This is a genomic window from Amorphoplanes digitatis (genome assembly GCF_014205335.1).
GTDB classification, from domain to species: Bacteria; Actinomycetota; Actinomycetes; order Mycobacteriales; family Micromonosporaceae; genus Actinoplanes; species Actinoplanes digitatus.
Window position 1 is genome coordinate 723,847 of record NZ_JACHNH010000001.1, and the last position, 15,351, is coordinate 739,197.

The following is a 15,351-nucleotide window of genomic DNA, read 5'->3' on the forward strand; positions in this document are numbered from 1 at the left end:
CCCGTGCTGGAATGCAGCACATGTCTGTGCTGCGTTCCATCGGCCTGTTCCTGCTTGCCGCGCTCGCCGAGATCGGCGGGGCGTGGCTCGTCTGGCAGGGCGTCCGCGAGCACCGCGGCCTGCTCTTCGTCGGAGCGGGCGTGGCGGCGCTCGGCGCGTACGGGTTCGTCGCGACCCTGCAACCGGACGCGCACTTCGGCCGGATCCTGGCCGCCTACGGCGGGGTCTTCGTCGCCGGGTCGCTGGGCTGGGGAATGCTGCTCGACGGCTTCCGGCCGGACCGCTGGGACCTGATCGGCGCGGCCCTCTGCCTGGCCGGCGTCGGCGTCATCATGTACGCCCCGCGCGGGGCGTAGCTCCCAGGAACCGACCGGCGTCGCCTACGTTTGACAGATCATGATGCGGCGGCGGCTCACCATCACGGTCTTCATCCTGTACGCCGTGAGCGTCGTCGCCGTGACCGTCTTCCCGATCCGGGTCCGCCCCGCCGCCTACTGGGCCGACGACCCGTGGCGCACGATGGTCCACCTCGTACCCGGCGATGTGGACGGCCCCAGCTTCGTACTCAACGTCATCATGTTCATCCCGTTCGGGGTGCTGTTACCGCTGCTCAAACCCCACCTCGACGCGGTGCGCCGGCTCGCCGTGCACGCGGCAACGGCGAGCCTGGCGATCGAGCTGACCCAGTTCGCTCTCGGGATGACGCTGGGCAGCCGCCGCACCGTCGACGTCAACGACCTGATCGCCAACGCCGGCGGCGCGCTGCTCGGCCTGCTCATCCTCCGGCTCGCGGTGCCGTCGCCCCGGCACCGCGCAGCGTGCGTCGCAGGAAGTCCGCGGTCGCCGTCACCGCCTGCGTGACGAACGGCTCCACGTCGTACAGGTCGACGTGCTCGTCGGCGTCCAGCCAGACGATCTCCTTGTCGCCCGGTGCGTCCGCGTGCATCCGCGCGGCAAGCTCGGGACTGCAATAGTCGTCCTTGCGCCCGTGCACGATCAGCAGCGGCGTCTCGGCGAGCAGCGCGGCCCGCCCCAGCGCGTCAAAGGTCATCAGCGAGTGCAGCGAACCCCGCGTGACCCGGTTCTCCCAGCTCGCCGACGCGGACCGGGCGGTGCCGTAGTAGGACCACGGCTCGTCGCCGGCCATCGCCGCCTCGCCGTGGTCCGGCGCGACCGCGGGTAGATAGTCGTCGTAGCCGTCGATGAACCCCCGCAGCGCCGCGCGGTACCCGGCCGGATCCCCGGCGAACCAGGCCGGGCTGTTGTAGGCGCCGGCGATTCCGGCCACCGCCCGGATCCGGGGGTCGGTGGCGGCCGCGCTCACCGCGTACCCGCCGCCCAGGCAGATGCCCACCACCCCGATGCGGTCCGCGTCCACCTCGCGCCGCGCTTGCAGGACCCCGACCGCCGACCGCAGATCGGCGAGCTTGCCCTGGGTGTCCTCGTGTCCCCGGCGACCCGCGCTGCGGCCGAAGCCGCGATGGTCGAACGCCAGCGTGATCAGCCCTTGCCCAGCCAGCCGGTCGGCGTACAGCCCGGTGACCTGCTCCTGCACCCCGGTGAACGGCCCGGTCAGAACGGCCGCGCCGCCGTCCGCCGCGGCCGGAACCCGCAGGGTCCCGACCAGCTCGAGGCCGTCGCTGGTGAAGGTGACTTCTTCGGTACGGATGTCGTCCACACATCGACGCTAGGCTCGACGACGGCGGCCGACCAGTAGGCACTTCGCGGTGCCCATCCGCTCTCGGGGGTTTCGAATGACGCTGATGATCCCGGACGTGCTCGAGGAGACCTGCACGACGCGGCAGGCACTGGAACGGCTCGCCGCGAAGTGGCGGGTGCTCCTGATCTACGCGCTGCTGGCGGGTCCGCAGCGCCCGGCGAGCCTGCGGCGAAGACTGCCGGGAATCACGCAGAAGGTACTGACGGAGACGCTACGCGGCATGCAGTCCGACGGCCTGGTCGAGCGGCGGGTCCTCAAGGCGGAACCACCGCAGCACGTCGAATACGCCCTCACACCACTCGGCAAGACCCTCGAGGAACCACTGTCCGCGATCTGCAACTGGGCAGCCAGAACCTGACCCCGCCCCGGCCGACCATCTCGATCCCCCTGGCCAGGGAGATTCGCCGCGTGCATCCCCGAATGTGTACTCAGACCATCAGGTCCGTCTCCACCTGATGGATCCGGATGGGCATGCCGTCCGGGGTCTCGACGTGCAACTGGGTGCCGAGATCCAGGTCCCGGGCGACCTCCACGATCTTGACGCCCTGATCCCGCAGCCATTGCTCAAGCCGGTGCAGGGGCATGGTCGCGGAGAAGTTGAGCTCGACGGTGCTCGCGCCGCGCGCGGCGTCCGGCGGGCGGGTGACCAGCCCGATCTGGGCGGTGCCCACCTGCATGAGCACCCACTCGCCGTTCCGGTCGCCGTGGTTGACCTCGCCGCCGAGCTTCTCGTAGAACGCTACGGCCGCGGGCATGTCGCCGACATGCACCATCGGCTGGAGATGCAGCCCAGGCTCGTGTGACCGCGGCCGCGGCACCTTGGCGACGCCGGCGGCCTCGGGACGGCGATCGCCCGGCCAGGTGCCCGGAGCCTTGCCCGGAGTGGTGCCTAGAGCGGTGCCCGGAGCAGTGCCAAGAGCGGTACCCGGAGCAGTGCCGAGAGCGGTACCCGGAGCAGTGCCGAGAGTGGTGCCCGGAGCAGTGCCGAGAGCCGTGCCGAGAGCGGTGCCCGGCGCAGTGCCAAGAGCGGTGCCCGGAGCAGTGCCTGGAGCGGTGCCCGGGCCTGCGCCCAGGCCGGCCGCGATCCTGGCGGCCGCGGCCGAACGGGCGCCTCGCAGACCCGCGCTGAGCCGGCCGGTGTATCTCGGGATGGACCTGGGTGCGGTCCCGGCGCCTGTTTCGGGGACCGCGGTCGAGGCTGCGGCGGAGGTCGTCCGCGCGGTCGTCACACCGGTCGCGCCAGAGACCGGACCTTGGCCATCGGAGCGGGGCGGGGTCTGGACGGTGTTGTCCAACCGCGACCTGCGCTGCGCGCCGGGCAGCTGCCGGCTGGCCAAACGGGCCGCGGTCGCACCGCGGGCAGTAGCCGCGGCGTGGGTGGCGGCCGCGTGGGTCGCGGCCGCGGCGCGAGCGGTGGTTGCGGAGCCGGTGGTTGCGGAGCTGGCGGTGGCCGGTGCGTGGGTGGTGGTCGGGGAGTTGGTGGTTGCGGGGCCGGCGGTGGCCGGTGCGTGGGTGGTGGTCGGGGAGTTGGTGGTTGCGGGGCCGGCGGTGGCCGGTGCGTGGGTGGTGGTCGGGGAGTTGGTGGTGGCCGGGGCGTTGGTGGTGGGCGCGGTGCGGGGGCTTGTCGCGGCTGGGGGAGCGGGCACGGTGGCAGAGGCGGGAGCCTCGCAGGTCGGCTCGTTGGCTTCCGGGGCTCCCGAGGCACTCCGGACGCCCGGGTCGCTCGGGGCGTCTTGCTCGGGAGGGCTCGACGTGACCATCCGCTTGATCAAGGGCGCCGCGATCGGCCGCGGGTCCGAGGGCCCGCCCGACGACGGTCGGCGCGGGCCGGGGGCGGCCGCCGCGCCCGCTGAGCGGCCCGGGCTGTCGGGGGTGCTCTGCCCACCCCTGGCGTTCGCCGGCTTCCTGCCGGGGGGAACCGGTCGTTTGCTGGCCATGGCGTGCTCCTGTCGAGCGAACGTGCGACGCCGGCGAACTGCCGCCGCCGAAAGGCTCAACGACCCATGGCGCTCATCGATACATCTCCGCCGTGTCGCCCGCCCGTACCGGCGAACCATCGACAACCGGTGTCGGCCCGGGCACGCCGCCAGACAGCCGGATCGGCCGCCTCCCGCCGCCTCTCACTGATCACCGGCGGACACGACATGCGCGGCCGCCTGGACCCGCCCGGCCAGGCGGGCAGGCCAGGCGGGCAGGCAGGCCGGGCAGGCGGTCATGGACCTGGCGCGCCCATGTTCCTGCCGGAACGAGCCGGGTGTTGATCAGCGCGACGACCACCGCCCAGAGCGGACAGAGCCCCAGCCATCGCGCCGTGCCGGCTGCGATCCACCCGGCCGGATCACCCGGCCCGGATCACCCTGTCGGGTGACCCTTCGGGTGGCCTGCCACCGGCTTCCGGGGGAGCGTGGCGGAGACTCACAGGGCAGCGGAACATGAATCCGGCCGCCTCCTGCGGGCTAGTCATTGAGCTGGGTGTGCTCGATCTCGCCCAACGCCAGCGTCAGGAACTCCGGCAGTGGGCGCGGCCCGAGCAGGTGGGCGATGAGCAGCGCCGAATGCAGGGCCTGCGCGTCCGGTTTCGGCGGCGGCTCCTCGTCGTCGTGCACGCCCAGCGACCCCGCCAGCAGGATCAGCACCACGTGCGGATCGACCTCCGGGTGCCACTGCGCGGAAGTGCGGACGCACTGCTCGAGCACCTCGCGGACGTCGTCGCCGTCCAGCCCGTCCTGGTGCGTGGCCTCGAGCAGCAGCCGGACCGTCGTGCCGAGGATCAGGGACGCCTGCGCCCGGTCCTGCGCGGCCAGCTCGTCCACCGCCGTGGCCAGGGCCTCGATGTCGTGAGCCCGCGCGGCCGTCACCGCGGCGTCGACGGCCGCGGCGATCGGCCGTGCGGGTGCGGGGAGATGCCGCCACTGGTTGGTCACGCTTCGACGCTAGCCCCGGGGTCCGACAATTCCCGGCCTCCGCGCGGCCAGCGCGCCGGACCGTCCTCGCAAGACCGCGATTTTGTCAGAGGCCCCTGGCAAAGTGACCGACATGAAGTTGCACGAAGCAATGGCGGCACGTGTCGATCGCGGCGAGTTCCCGGGCATCGTCACCCTGGTCGCGCGTGGCGACGACGTCCACGTCGACACCATCGGCACGACCGAGTTCGGCGGTGGCGTGCCGATGCGGCGCGACACGATCTTCCGGATCGCGTCGCTGACCAAGCCGGTGCTCGCGGCCGCCGCGATGATCCTCGTCGAGGACGACCTCATCGACCTGGAGGAGCCGATCCACCGGCTGCTGCCCGAGCTGGCCGGCCAGCGGGTGCTCGCCCGCGTCGACGGCCCGCTGGACGAGACCGTCCCGGCGGCCCGTCCGGTCACGATCGAGGACCTGCTCACCTTCCGGATGGGCTTCGGCACGCTCACCGAGCCGACCTACGACCCGCCCTTCCCGATCGTCGAGGCGGCACAGGCGGCCCGGCTGGTGCTGGGCGCGCCCGATCCGCGGACCCCGCACGACCCCGACGAGTGGATCCGGCGCCTGGCCGCGCTCCCGCTGATGTACCAGCCCGGCGAGCGCTGGCTGTACAACGCCGGCAGCCTGGTCCTGGGCGTGCTGCTCGCCCGGGCGGCCGACCGGCCACTCGGCGACCTCCTTCGCGAACGACTCTTCGATCCGCTCGGGATGACCGAGACCGGCTTCTGGCTGCCCGCCGAGCGGGCGGCACAGCTCCCCTCCTACTACGCGAACGATCTCGAGACCGGCGAGATGACCAACCTGACGGCGACCACCCCGCCCGCGGTGTGGAGCAGCCCGCCGGCCTTCCCGTCGGGAGCAAGCGGTCTGGTGTCCACCGTGGACGAGTTTCACACCTTCGCCCGAATGCTGTTGCGTCGCGGGGTGCACGGCGGCACCCGGCTGCTGTCGGAGCAGTCCGTGGGCCTGATGACCACCAACCGGCTGACACCGGAGCAGACGGCCCCCGGCGGACCGATTCTGGAGAACTACGGCTGGGGCCTGGGCATGTCAGTGACCGTCACCCCGGACCCGCCCGGGGCCATCCCCGGGGTCTACGGCTGGAGCGGCGGCTATGGCACCCACTGGTTCAACGACCCGAGCGAAGGCCTCACCGCGATCGCGTTGACCCAGGTCAGCGACTTCATGTGGAACGGCGCAATGAAGGAGTTCCGCGAACTGGCATACGCATGACGGAGTCCGCGGGAACCACCTGGATCGCGGCGAGATCTGTGGGGTCTTGTGCCCGCGGTGCGGCGGAGATGCGCGGTGGGAATCCCGGCGAGATCGTCATCCGCCGATAGGAGGTGTTGGTGGGTACGCTCCAGGCGTGGTTCCCGGCGGGATGGGAGACGACGATGACCAACCTTGATGCTGTCACCGCGTGGGTGGAGAGCTACCGGGTGGCCTGGGAGTCCAATGACCCGCATGACGTAGGTGGGCTTTTCGCCGACGACGCCGCCTATTTCACCGAGCCCTTCGCCAAGCCCTGGTTCGGCCGCGACGAGATCGTGGCGAACTGGCTGGAGAACAGGGACGCGGCCGGCGCCACGACCTTCGAGTGGCATCCGCTGATCGTGACCGAGGATCTCGCGATCATCGAGGCGAGGACGGTGTACCGCGAGCCGGCTCGGACCTACAGCAACATGTGGGTGCTGCGTCTGGACCATTCCGGCCAGGCGCGTCAGTTCACCGAGTGGTGGATGGAGCATCCGAAGAAATAGGCAGCACCAGCCGCGTCGGGGCGGTGTGGACGGTGTGCAGGGACGTGGCGAGCTTCGCGCCGTCGGCGAACGTGCCGTCGGTGCCGAGGTTGCGGGAGAAGCGGGGGTGCGCGCCGCCGGAGATCTGTAGTCGCAGCCGGTGCCCGGCGAGCAGCCGGTGGAAGCAGCCGTCGAGGTTCAGGCGCAGGTGTTGCACCTCGCCGGCGGGTGCGCCCGGGTCGAGCCGCAGCATCGCGTCGGAGAAGTTGGCGGAGCGCCCGCGCCGGTCGACGTCGCAGAGCCGCACGAAGACATCCGCGTGGGGATTGTCGACGGTCAGGGCGAGTTCGAGCACGGGCGAGCCGGCGACGTCGAGGTCGGCGGCGAGTGGAGCGGTGGTGAAGACCAGCACGTCGGGCCGGGCCTCGAGCCTGCGGTTGTCCCGCACGCCCGCCTTGCCGGCGAGCACCCGTCCGCCGACAGAGGGCGTCGGGTCGGCCGGGTCGTAACGGAAGCTGACCTCCCCATCGACCGAGTCACCGGCGGAGAGCCCGCCGACCGGATCCGGCATGAACGACGCCGGCGCGGTAGCGGGCGGCCAGACCGCCAACTCGTGCCACCTCTCCTCGCCGGTCCGGTATACCCGCACGGGCGCCTCACCTGGCCCGGTCGGCTCGTGCCGCCCCTCCTCGTCGGTGTGGTGGATCGGCGTGGGGGTTTCGCCTGGCTCGGCTGGCGCGGTTGGTGGGGTGGAAGCGGTGTTGGACAGGTGTTTGTCGAGCCAGGACAGGGCTCGGTTCTCTACTGGGGCTGCGCCGGCGATTGCGGTGCCGACGTGGGTCCAAGGTCCGACGGTCAGTGATACCTCGACGCCGCGGGCGCGGAGGGTTTCGTACTGGATCAGGGTTTGGTCCAGGAACAGGTCCTGCCAGCCGCTTACCAGCAGCACCGGCACCTGGACGCGTTCCAGGGCGGCGCCCGCCCGGTATGCGCCCCAGAACGGGTCGTCGCCCTCCGGGTGGGAGAGCCACGTGCGGTACCAGGGTGCCCGGCCGCGTAGGACCGGTTCCGCCGCGTCGGGTAGGGGTAGGTCGTGTAGGCCCGGCTTCAGGCGGCGCCGGGCCGTCGCGCGGCCGGTGAGGCGTCGTAGCAGGTGGGACTCCTGTGCGGTGATCTGGTGGCTCCAGTTCAGGAAGTCGCCGAGGGTGAACGCGCCCGTGCCGAAGACGGCCTCCCGGAAGTCGTGCGGGCCGACGTAGACCAGCGCCGTCCGCAGCTCCGGCGGCGGGTCCTGGAGCAGCGTCCACTGGGCCCAGCCGAGGTACGAACCGCCGAGCGTCGCCAGCCGGCCGTCGAACCAGGGCCGGTCCCGGAGCCAGGCGATCGTGTCGCGGCCGTCCGCCGTCTCCTGTGCCATCGGCTCGAATGATCCGCCCGAGCCGAACGTGCCGCGCACGCTGCCGATCAGCACGTGGTAGCCGCGGGCGGCCAGCATCCGGCCGTGCAGGGCCGACTCCGGGAAGCCCCGGCCGTACGGGGTGCGCACCAGCACCGTGCCGCGCGGCTCGCGGGTCGTCGGCGCGTAGTGGTCCGCGCGCAGGTCCACGCCGTCGCGCATGGGGATCCGCAGGCCGTGTTCGACCGTGTACCCGTTGCGCATCGGGGGCAGGCGCAGGAGGCGGGACAGGACGCGGTCGGCGATTCTCATGGGTACTCCTCGAGGGGTGCCAGCCAGTGCGATCTTGCCGGAGGTCGGCGGTGAGGGGTACGCCTCATCCCGTACGGGGAGATCCACTATCCTATTTGTTGGTTTTTGGCATGCAATTGGCGAAGGTGAAGCATTTTCACCGGCCTCGTCCGATGCGAAACCACGATTCCGTCGGGCAGACTTCATCGGATGGAGGTTCGGCAGCGCACACTCGGCGGCCGCTACGTTCTCATGGACGAGCTCGGCAGTGGCGGCATGTCCGTCGTCTGGCGTGCCCGCGACGAGGTGCTCGGCCGCGCGGTCGCGGTCAAGGTGCTCGCCGGGCGCTACGCCGCGGATCCGCAGTGGCGTGCCCGGATCCGCACCGAGGCGCGGGCCGCCGCCACGTTGTCGCACCGCAACATCGCGCAGGTGTACGACTACGGCGAATCGTACGAGGGCGGGCGCTCCGTGCCGTACGTGGTGATGGAGCTGATCCACGGCAGCACGTTGCAGCAGCGGGTGAAGGACGGTGTGCTCGCGCCAAGGCAGGTCTTCGAGATCTGCGGCCAGGTGGCGGCGGCGCTGGCCGCCGCGCACGCCGACGGCCTGGTGCATCGCGACATCAAGCCGGCCAACGTGATGGTCACCGAGGACGGCGCCAAGGTCGTCGACTTCGGGATCGCCGCGACCGTCGGGCCGGTCGATCCGGACGCCGAGCTGCTCGGCACCCCGGCTTACCTGGCGCCCGAGCGGCTGACCGGCGACGGCGTGGAGCCGGCCTCCGACGTGTACGCGCTGGGCGTGCTGATGTACCGGCTGCTCGCGGGCGAGTCGCCGTGGAGCGTCGATTCGACGACGCAGATGCTGACGGCGCACGTCTACATCGAGCCGGCGCCGCTGCCGCAGCTCGACGGCGTACCGCCGGCGGTGACCGGCCTGGTCAATCGGATGCTGTGCAAGGAGGCGGCCGGACGGCCGACCGCGGCGGACGCCGCCGCGATCCTGAGCTGGGCCGCCGAGGACGAGGAGCCGTCGGTGGACGCCACGGTTCTGGCCCCCGAGGGCGTGCCGGCGCCGCCGCCGGGCAGGTCGCGGCGGAGCCTGATCCTCGGCGGTGTCACGGCGGCGGTCGTCGCCGTCGCGGTGGCCGGGGTGCTGCCGTCGATCGGCGAGCGGGACGACGCCGGGGCGCCGCCCGCGGGGCTGCCGTCGATTCCCGCCCGGTCGGCGACCGGTGCGCCGTCCGCCGGGCCGACCGTGACGGCCCGGCCCGTGGTCGCGCCCGAGCAGAATCCGGATCCGTCCGTCGTGCCGTCCGCCGTGGTGTCGGCGGTGGTGTCGGCCGTCGCCTCCGGGGATCCGTCGCCCAGCGCCGAGCCGGTGCCGTCCGCCGGGCCGGAATCGCCGGTGCCGATCGCCGGGGTGCGGACGTTCACGTCGCCCGGCGGCACGGTCGAGGCGAGCTGTGACACCTCCGGTCAGGCGCGGCTGATCGCGTGGGCGCCGAAGGACCCGTACCAGGTGGAACGGGTCAGCGCCGGGCCAGCGCTGACGGCCGCGATCGTCTTCAGGTACGTCGCGAGCCGGATCCGGATGACGGTGACCTGTGTGGCCGGTTCGCCGACGGCCGTCACCCTGCCGATCTGAGCGGCGCGGGCGAGGTCGTCGCCCGGGCGTTGACGAACAGTGACACATCTGAAACATTGAATGCCTCGCGCCGCAAAAAGTAAGCAGACACCACGCAATTTCTGCGGAGCGAGCCGAAAGATCGTGGCAGGCCCACCCGTCCCGGGCCTGTCATCCGCATTTCCCCCAAAATGCACCCTTCTCGACCCGGCGCACCTCTGCCGCGCGGCTCGCCGCGCGGCAATCCCCTCTGTCGTTCTCACAGAACAAGGACGCCATGAAACCCAAGAAACTCAGCCGGAGGCTGCTCAGCGGCCTCTTCGCGGCGGGCCTCGCCGCCGCGACGGCGCTCGCACCCACGCCCGCCCACGCGGCCGGCGGACCCAACCTCTCCGCCGGCCGGCCGGTCTCCGCCAGCGGCGCCAACGGCCCGTACGTCGCGGGCAACGTCAACGACGGCAACGCGCAGACGTACTGGGAGAGTCCCTCGAACGCTTTCCCGCAATGGGTGCAGATCGATCTCGGTGGCGGCGTCGCCATCGATCAGGTCGTGCTCAAGCTGCCGCCCCTGACGGCCTGGGGCGCCCGCACCCAGACGCTGAGCGTGCAGGGCAGCACCGACGGCAGCGGATTCAGCGTCCTCTCGGCCTCGGCCGGGCGGGTCTTCGATCCGGCCTCGGCCAACACCGTCACCATCAACTTCACCGCGGCGACCGTCCGGTATGTACGCGTGCACATCACCGGAAACACGGGCTGGCCGGCCGCGCAGGTCTCGGAGTTCGAGATCTACGGCGTGGCCGGCGGCGGCGACCCGGGCGACCCGGGTGACCCGCCGACGGGCGCGAACCTGGCCGGCGGCAAGCCGATCGAGGCGTCGTCGTCGGTGTTCACGTTCGTGCCCGGCAACGCCAACGACGCCAGCCCGACCAGCTACTGGGAGTCCAACGGCTTCCCGGCGACGCTGACCGTGAAGCTCGGCGCCGACGCCGACGTCACCGGGGTCGTCGTCAAGCTCAACCCCGACCCGATCTGGGGTACGCGTACGCAGAACGTCCAGGTCCTCGGCCGCGCGCAGGCCGCGGCAGGATTCACGTCGCTGAAGGCCCGGGCCGACTACACGTTCAACCCGGCCACCAACCAGAACTCGGTCACCATCCCGGTGACCGGCCGCGTCGCGGACCTCCAGCTCCAGTTCTTCAGCAACACCGGCGCGCCGGGCGGCCAGGTCGCCGACCTCCAGGTGCTCGGCGGCTGGGCGCCGAACCCGGACCTCGTCGTCACCGCCGCCACCTGGACGCCCGCCGCGCCGAACGAGGCCACCGCGATCACCCTCTCGGCAACGGTCAAGAACCAGGGCACGGCGGCCGCGCCCGCGACCGGGGTGGACTTCCGGCTCGGCGGCACCGTCGCCGGCAGCGCGCCGGTCGGCGCACTTGCCGTCGGCACGTCGACGACCGTATCGGCGAGTGTCGGCGCGCGGCCGATGGGCAGCTACAGCGTCGCGGCGGTGGTCGATCCGGCCAACGCGGTCGCGGAGCAGAACAACGAAAACAACACGTTCACCGCGCCGACGCAGCTCGTGGTCGGCCAGGCGCCCGGCCCCGACCTGCAGGTTCTGGGCATCACCACGAACCCGGCGAACCCCGCGGTCGGCGCGGCGGTCTCGTTCACGGTCGCGGTGAACAACCGCGGCACCAGCGGCGCGGGCGCCTCGACGACCCGCCTGACGGTGGGCGGCACGACGCTCAACGGCAGCACCCCGGCGATCGCCGCCGGCGCGACGGCGAACGTGGCCATCGGCGGCACCTGGACCGCGACCAGCGGCGGGGCCACCCTCACCGCCACCGCGGACGCGACCGGCGCCGTCGCCGAGACCAACGAGGGCAACAACGTGCTGACCCGCTCGGTCGTGGTCGGCCGGGGCGCGGCGGTGCCGTACGTCGAGTACGAGGCCGAGGCGGCGCGCTACCAGGGCACGCTGCTGGAGACCGACGCCCTGCGCACGTTCGGGCACACCAATTTCGCCACGGAGTCGTCGGGACGCAGGTCGGTCCGGCTGAACAGCACCGGGCAGTTCGTCGAGTTCACCTCGATCAACCAGGCGAACTCGATCGTGGTCCGCAACTCCGTGCCGGACGCACCGGGCGGCGGCGGCCAGGACGCGAGCATCAGCCTCTACATCAACGACCAGTTCGCGCAGAAGCTGACGCTCTCCTCGCGCAACAGCTGGCTGTACGGCACGACGGACGACACCGAGTCCCTGTCGAACTCGCCCTCGGCCGACGCCCGGCGGCTGTTCGACGAGTCGCACGCGCTGCTGTCACAGTCGTATCCGCCCGGCACCCGCTTCAAGCTGCAACGCGACGCCGCGGACAACGCGTCGTTCCACATCATCGACTTCATCGACCTGGAGCAGGTGGCGCCGGCCGCGAGCCAGCCGGCCGGCTGCACCTCGATCACGACGTACGGTGCGGTGCCGAACGACGGCAACGACGACACGGCGGCGATACAGCGGGCCGTGACGGACAACCAGAACGGCGTGATCGGCTGCGTCTGGATCCCGGCCGGCCAGTGGCGCCAGGAGCAGAAGATCCTCTCGCCGGACCCGGCCCGCGGCCAGTACAACCAGAAGGGCCTGCGCAACGTCACGATCCGCGGCGCGGGCATGTGGCACTCCCAGCTCTACACGAACACCCAGCCGCAGAACGTGGTCGGCAACATCAACCATCCACATGAGGGCAACGTCGGCTTCGACATCGACGACAACACCCAGATCTCCGATCTGGCGATCTTCGGCAACACGCAGAACCGGGCGAACCGCGGCCACGGCCTCAACGGCCGGTTCGGCAAGAACACGAAGATCAGCAACGTCTGGATCGAGCACGTGAACGTCGGCGCCTGGGTGGGCCGCGACTACTCGGACACGCCCGCCTACTGGAACCCGGGCGACGGGCTCGACTTCTCCGGCATGCGGATCCGCAACACGTACGCGGACGGCATCAACTTCAGCAACGGAACGCGCAACTCGCGGGTATTCAACTCGTCGTTCCGTACGACGGGCGACGACTCGCTGGCGGTCTGGGCCAACCCGTACGTGAAGGACCAGGCCGTCGACATCGCGTCGAACAACCACTTCGTCAACAACACGGTGCAGCTGCCGTGGCGGGCGAACGGCATCGCCATCTACGGCGGCTCCAACAACTCGATCGAGAACAACCTGGTCTACGACACGATGAACTACCCGGGCATCATGCTGGCGACGGACCACAGCCCGCTCCCGTTCGGGGGGACGACGCTGATCGCCAACAACGGCCTCTACCGAACCGGCGGGGCGTTCTGGAACGAGGACCAGGAGTTCGGCGCGATCACCCTGTTCCCGTCGACGAAGGACATCACCGGCGTCACGATCCGCGACACCGAGATCTCCGACTCGACCTACGACGGCATCCAGTTCAAGAACGGCGGCGGCAACATGCCGAACGTCGCCATCACCAACGTCAGGATCGACAAGTCCAACAACGGTGCGGGGATTCTCGCGATGAGCGGCGCCCGCGGAAACGCGACGCTGTCGAACGTGACGATCACGAACTCGGCCGACGGCAACATCGTCATCCAGCCGGGCTCGGGCTTCACGATCACCGGCGGCTGACGGCCGGCGCGGAGCCCCCGGCACCCGCCGGGGGCTCCAGCGCGCTCAGCCCAGCGGGTTCTCCCGGTCACGCAGCAGCTCAAGGGCCGTGGCGTACATGCGGGTCTTGATCGTGCCGAGCGTGTCGCCGGCCTTGCCGGTGTTGGACTCGGCGATCTCCACGGCGGTGCTGCGCACCGCGTCCTGCTCGACGGCGTGGTCGACGATGGCGGCGGTCAGCGCCTCCGGGCCCGTGTAGCGGCGGGCGGTGGTCATCGCCTCGTGCGCGGTCTGCGGGGTCAGCCGGGCCTGGATGAGCGCGGACATCGCCCGGGAGAACGGGATCTCGATGTCCGCCTCGGGCAGGCACCAGTAGCCCCGGTCGGTGCGCATCACCCGGAAGTCGTGCGCCAGCGAGAGCATCGCGCCGGCCGCGAACGTGTGTCCTTGCAGGGCGGCCACGGTGATCAGCGGGAGCGAGAGCACCCGGGCGAACAGCTCGTGGACGCTGACCACGTACTCGTGGTACTTGTCGCCGTTCGCGAACAGCCACTCCAGGTCGAGGCCGTTGGAGAAGTACTTCCCGGTCGCGGCGGTCACCAGGGCCCGGGCCCCGTCCGCCTTCTCCACCTCGTCCAGCGCCGCGTTGACCGAGGCGATCCAGTCGGGGTGGAACCGGTTCTCGCCATCCCCGATGTCGAGGACGAATACGTCGTTCTGGCGGTCGAGTGTTGGCACGTCTGCTCCCTCGTCAGCGGTGGCGTGGCGGACGCTCACACAACCGCGACGTTACTCATCGGTAACTTAGGTCGCAAGGCCAGGAACGCCGTCGCGGCCAGCGCGAGGGCCGCGGTGCCCGCCGCGCACCACATGATCGCGACGAAGGTGTGCGGCACCAGCCACTCGGCGGCCACGACCAGCGCGGCGGTCGCCGCCCACAGCGGCGCCGACGGCCACCTGGCCCCGGCGGCCACCTGCGCGTTGACCAGTACGAACAGGACCGCGTAGAGGGCGCCGGTCGCGGCGAACACCGGCGCGTAGCGGCCCAGTTCGGCGTAGCCGGGCCCGCCGGCCAGCCGGAACGCCAGCCCGCCGGCCAGCGCGGACGCGGCGACCAGCAGCGCGCCGCAGCCGGCGACCACCCCGACCGCGAGGGCGAGCGCCCGCCGACTGCCCTGCGCGAACCGGGGCAGGGCCAGCACGGTGACCACCTGCGGCGCCCACAGCGCGCCCTTGGTCAGCACGGTCCCGACCGCATAGGCGCCGGACTCCGCGGCCGGCAGCAGGTCGCGGGCGAGGATCAGGTCGGCGTACGAGACGGCCAGCATCGCGAGCGTCGCCGAGCAGGCGGTGAAGACCCGCTTCGCGGTGATGCCGTGGTCGTCGGGCCGGGCGCCGGGCACCCGGGCCAGGGCGGCCAGCGCGGGAAGCATGAGCATCACCGTCGCGGTGCCGATGAGCAGCGACCCGGTCAGCCCGAAACCGAGCAGCAGCCCGGCGATCAGGCCCCCGTAGCGCCCGGCGGCCAGCACCGCCATGCCCAGCGCGAGGCGCAGGAACCGCTCGTCGCCCTGCAACTCGCCGAGCCACCGGCCGGCCACCACGGCCCCGCCGGTGTACGCCGCGAGCAGGAACGTGACCGTCGGCGGCAGGTCGAGCAGCGGCCCGGCGACCGGCGCCAGCAGCACGACCGCGCCCGCGGACGCGGCGGCGGTGAGCCAGCCGATCCGCCCGGCGGCCGCGCCGGGGTGGCGCGCCCGGTGCACCGCGACCGCGATCTGTAGGCCCATGCCGGGCACGCCCGCGATGGCGGAGATCGCGAGCACGGTCGCGAGCGCGCCGAGGTCGCCCGCGCTGAGCTGGCGGGCGCCGAGCACCGGTACCAGGTAGCCGAGCGCGTTGGTGACCGCGCCGGCGACCGCCACCGCGATTCCGGCGACGCCGATGCGCCGCCGGGACCTGGCCGTGACGGTCATCGCGG

The 15,351-nt window shown here is 71.7% G+C and carries 13 protein-coding genes; 7 read left to right on the forward strand and 6 right to left on the reverse strand.

The window, feature by feature from the left end; translation table 11 throughout:
* The first annotated feature begins 20 nt into the window (after positions 1-20).
* Positions 21-356 (forward strand): YnfA family protein, encoded by a 336-nt coding sequence (locus BJ971_RS03405; RefSeq protein ID WP_184989707.1) that lies wholly within the window; start codon positions 21-23, stop codon positions 354-356.
* A gap of 40 nt (positions 357-396) precedes the next feature.
* Positions 397-861: a VanZ family protein gene (locus BJ971_RS03410; RefSeq protein WP_184989709.1), complete on the forward strand. Its 465-nt coding sequence runs from the start codon at positions 397-399 to the stop codon at positions 859-861.
* On the opposite strand, the gene BJ971_RS03415 is transcribed toward BJ971_RS03410, so the two are convergent.
* On the reverse strand, positions 776-1,678 hold the full coding sequence (locus BJ971_RS03415; RefSeq protein WP_184989711.1) for an alpha/beta hydrolase: 903 nt from the start codon (positions 1,676-1,678) through the stop codon (positions 776-778). The genes BJ971_RS03410 and BJ971_RS03415 overlap by 86 nt on opposite strands.
* 76 nt (positions 1,679-1,754) lie before the next feature.
* Here BJ971_RS03415 and BJ971_RS03420 point away from each other — a divergent pair, with 76 nt between their 5' ends.
* Complete coding sequence (locus BJ971_RS03420; RefSeq protein WP_184989713.1) at positions 1,755-2,078, forward strand: winged helix-turn-helix transcriptional regulator; 324 nt, start codon at positions 1,755-1,757, stop codon at positions 2,076-2,078.
* 70 nt (positions 2,079-2,148) lie between these two features.
* Here BJ971_RS03420 and BJ971_RS42460 read toward each other — a convergent pair whose 3' ends face one another.
* Positions 2,149-3,777: a VOC family protein gene (locus tag BJ971_RS42460; RefSeq protein WP_369076835.1), complete on the reverse strand. Its 1,629-nt coding sequence runs from the start codon at positions 3,775-3,777 to the stop codon at positions 2,149-2,151.
* A 399-nt stretch (positions 3,778-4,176) separates the two neighbouring features.
* Entirely contained in the window at positions 4,177-4,644 is a 468-nt protein-coding gene (locus tag BJ971_RS03430; RefSeq protein ID WP_184989717.1) for a hypothetical protein, read from the reverse strand.
* 112 nt (positions 4,645-4,756) lie between these two features.
* Between BJ971_RS03430 and BJ971_RS03435 the strand changes: the two genes are divergently transcribed.
* Positions 4,757-5,917, forward strand: a complete 1,161-nt coding sequence (locus BJ971_RS03435) for a serine hydrolase domain-containing protein (RefSeq protein ID WP_184989719.1) — start codon at positions 4,757-4,759, stop codon at positions 5,915-5,917.
* A gap of 164 nt (positions 5,918-6,081) precedes the next feature.
* Positions 6,082-6,447, forward strand: coding sequence for a nuclear transport factor 2 family protein (locus BJ971_RS03440; protein ID WP_184989721.1), 366 nt, complete (start codon positions 6,082-6,084; stop codon positions 6,445-6,447).
* Here the strand turns inward: BJ971_RS03440 and BJ971_RS03445 are convergent.
* Positions 6,413-8,134 carry a CocE/NonD family hydrolase gene (locus tag BJ971_RS03445; RefSeq protein WP_184989723.1) on the reverse strand — a complete coding sequence of 574 codons (1,722 nt, stop codon included), beginning with the start codon at positions 8,132-8,134 and terminating at the stop codon, positions 6,413-6,415. The two genes, BJ971_RS03440 and BJ971_RS03445, sit on opposite strands and share 35 nt — an antisense overlap.
* Before the next feature lie 189 nt (positions 8,135-8,323).
* Here BJ971_RS03445 and BJ971_RS03450 point away from each other — a divergent pair, with 189 nt between their 5' ends.
* Together BJ971_RS03450 and BJ971_RS03455 are read left to right on the forward strand one after the other, a co-directional pair.
* The gene (locus BJ971_RS03450; protein ID WP_184989726.1) at positions 8,324-9,763 is read left to right on the forward strand and encodes a serine/threonine-protein kinase; all 1,440 of its coding nucleotides are present in this window, start codon (positions 8,324-8,326) and stop codon (positions 9,761-9,763) included.
* A 256-nt stretch (positions 9,764-10,019) separates the two neighbouring features.
* Positions 10,020-13,391 carry a CARDB domain-containing protein gene (locus BJ971_RS03455; RefSeq protein ID WP_184989728.1) on the forward strand — a complete coding sequence of 1,124 codons (3,372 nt, stop codon included), beginning with the start codon at positions 10,020-10,022 and terminating at the stop codon, positions 13,389-13,391.
* A 45-nt stretch (positions 13,392-13,436) separates the two neighbouring features.
* Here the strand turns inward: BJ971_RS03455 and BJ971_RS03460 are convergent, their stop codons facing one another.
* Both BJ971_RS03460 and BJ971_RS03465 read right to left on the reverse strand, forming a co-directional pair.
* Positions 13,437-14,108 carry an enoyl-CoA hydratase-related protein gene (locus tag BJ971_RS03460; RefSeq protein WP_184989730.1) on the reverse strand — a complete coding sequence of 224 codons (672 nt, stop codon included), beginning with the start codon at positions 14,106-14,108 and terminating at the stop codon, positions 13,437-13,439.
* A 35-nt stretch (positions 14,109-14,143) separates the two neighbouring features.
* On the reverse strand, positions 14,144-15,346 hold the full coding sequence (locus BJ971_RS03465) for a polysaccharide biosynthesis protein (RefSeq protein ID WP_184989732.1): 1,203 nt from the start codon (positions 15,344-15,346) through the stop codon (positions 14,144-14,146).
* Positions 15,347-15,351: the final 5 nt, after the last annotated feature.

Coding starts and splice junctions, on each gene's coding strand:
- BJ971_RS03405 (WP_184989707.1), top strand. CDS start 21: ATGTCTGTGCTGCGTTCCATCGGCCTGTTCCTGCTTGCCGCGCTCGCC.
- BJ971_RS03410 (WP_184989709.1), top strand. CDS start 397: ATGATGCGGCGGCGGCTCACCATCACGGTCTTCATCCTGTACGCCGTG.
- BJ971_RS03420 (WP_184989713.1), top strand. CDS start 1,755: ATGACGCTGATGATCCCGGACGTGCTCGAGGAGACCTGCACGACGCGG.
- BJ971_RS42460 (WP_369076835.1), bottom strand. CDS start 3,777: ATGGTTCGCCGGTACGGGCGGGCGACACGGCGGAGATGTATCGATGAG.
- BJ971_RS03435 (WP_184989719.1), top strand. CDS start 4,757: ATGAAGTTGCACGAAGCAATGGCGGCACGTGTCGATCGCGGCGAGTTC.
- BJ971_RS03440 (WP_184989721.1), top strand. CDS start 6,082: ATGACCAACCTTGATGCTGTCACCGCGTGGGTGGAGAGCTACCGGGTG.
- BJ971_RS03445 (WP_184989723.1), bottom strand. CDS start 8,134: ATGAGAATCGCCGACCGCGTCCTGTCCCGCCTCCTGCGCCTGCCCCCG.
- BJ971_RS03450 (WP_184989726.1), top strand. CDS start 8,324: ATGGAGGTTCGGCAGCGCACACTCGGCGGCCGCTACGTTCTCATGGAC.
- BJ971_RS03455 (WP_184989728.1), top strand. CDS start 10,020: ATGAAACCCAAGAAACTCAGCCGGAGGCTGCTCAGCGGCCTCTTCGCG.
- BJ971_RS03465 (WP_184989732.1), bottom strand. CDS start 15,346: ATGACCGTCACGGCCAGGTCCCGGCGGCGCATCGGCGTCGCCGGAATC.